The 1551-nt window shown below is 60.1% G+C and carries 3 protein-coding genes; all 3 read right to left on the reverse strand.

The window, feature by feature from the left end; genetic code table 11:
- Window positions 1–148: 148 nt before the first annotated feature.
- On the reverse strand, window positions 149–613 hold the full coding sequence (locus tag B9G38_RS18370; protein WP_233127225.1) for an IS630 family transposase: 465 nt from the start codon (window positions 611–613) through the stop codon (window positions 149–151).
- 34 nt (window positions 614–647) lie between these two features.
- Window positions 648–1202 carry an IS630 family transposase gene (locus tag B9G38_RS18375; RefSeq protein WP_233127226.1) on the reverse strand — a complete coding sequence of 185 codons (555 nt, stop codon included), beginning with the start codon at window positions 1200–1202 and terminating at the stop codon, window positions 648–650.
- A 6-nt stretch (window positions 1203–1208) separates the two neighbouring features.
- Window positions 1209–1551, reverse strand: a 343-nt coding sequence (locus B9G38_RS18610; protein ID WP_343125081.1) for an ATP-binding protein, incomplete at its 5' end; no start/stop codon positions are given.

A 1551-nucleotide genomic window follows, 5' to 3' on the forward strand; every position in this document is an offset into this window, starting at 1 on the left:
TGCTGGCGACGTGGCGCCAGCAGGGACGCAATCCATACGAAGAGCTTCGTCGAGCCGTCAGTAACAATGAACTGATCTCACGGGCTCACGCTGTGCCGGCTGTCGAGACTCCGGGGTAAACACGTACTATATCAGTTTCGCGGAGTGATCAGCGTAACCTCTGAACATCTGGAAGGAATGTCTCGATCCAGTCACTGGCGAAGCTCAGCCGGTGACTTAGTCGGAGAAACGTCTCGGTGAGAAACTCACGAAAGTGATCTTTGTCCTCGAATATTTCCGGTGAGATTTCGCGCTTGAGATCTTTCCACAGCGGTTCGATTGCGTTCAGCGTCGGCGAGTACGGTGGGATGAAGACGAACTCGATGCCGAGTTCGTCGGCCCGCTGTTGGGTGAGATGTGCGTGATGCGAGCCGTAGTTGTCCGCTACGAGCAGAATCCGCCCGACCGGATTCTGCTCGCGGATCTCTTCGAGCGCCTCAACGATCGTCTCCTTGACGAGCCGCTTTTTGTACGTGATCACGCTCTGGCCAGTCAGCGCATAGAACCCGATCGACCGCCATGGAAACGTCACTAATGGCTTTTCGATGGTGACGGTGCGGTCGAACGACCACATTCGTTGAGAATTCTCGAATGGCTGTGGCCATGCCTCATCGAAAAAAGCCCAGTACGACTGGATCCACCTCCGGTTGCTCATCCTCGCCGAGCGCCGCTTCGAGGCGCTCGGCGAGAATCTCGTCTGCATCGTCAGGACTGCGTGGATCCATCGGACGAGGCTTCGCGTAGTTCATTCCGGCTTGGCGAAGCTTGCGGCTGAGGTGTGCTGGGTGGTAGGTGACGCCGTAGCGATCTTCGATGAGTGTATGAATTTGCCGTGGCGTCCATGGTTGGCCTTCTTCAAGGAGTTCACAGAGCTCCTCGAACTGTGCCGGGGAGAGCTTCGGCGGCCTGCCGCCGCCGAAGCCGGGACGGAGTCCGTCGACACCGCCATCATTCCATGCGCGAGCCCACCGACGTGTCGTAGCTCGAGAGATTCCGACGCGATCGCCTGCTTGCTCGCGTGTATCGCCCGCGTAGAGATTCTTCACGTAGCAGAGTCGTCGGACGAGACGGGTCTCGTCCGCCTTCTGAGCTTCGGCGATCGCCTGATCAAGTTCCATCTCCGTCAAATGTCTCACGAGAAGACCACGCTGACTGCCCTTCATTGCTGCCTAGAGGCTTCGAGAGGGCTCAACTCTTTCGCAGACTACTCCACGAAACTCGAAGCGTGCGCCGTCCGCCCCGTCGCCGCCGTCGATCGAGAGGTCCCAGCCGTGCGCGGCCGCTATCTCGCGCACGATGGCGAGGCCGAACCCCGTCCCGTCCGGAGTGCTCGAGCAGCCGTACTCCGTCGCCGCTTCCGGATCGACCTCGAAGCCGCGCCCGTCGTCCGCGACGTAGAACCCGTCCGTGCGCGAGCCGACGGACACCGTGAGTCCGACGCCCCCGTCCGCTTCGTCGTCCGTATCCGACCCCGCGCCAACTCTGTTGGTAAACACATTCTCGATTAGCGTC

It is taken from the genome of Halorubrum sp. SD612 (genome assembly GCF_002135005.1).

Bases quoted from the DNA above. Each gene is read 5' to 3' on its own strand.
- B9G38_RS18375 (WP_233127226.1), bottom strand. From the start codon at position 1,202: ATGAAGGGCAGTCAGCGTGGTCTTCTCGTGAGACATTTGACGGAGATG.
- B9G38_RS18370 (WP_233127225.1), bottom strand. From the start codon at position 613: ATGTGGTCGTTCGACCGCACCGTCACCATCGAAAAGCCATTAGTGACG.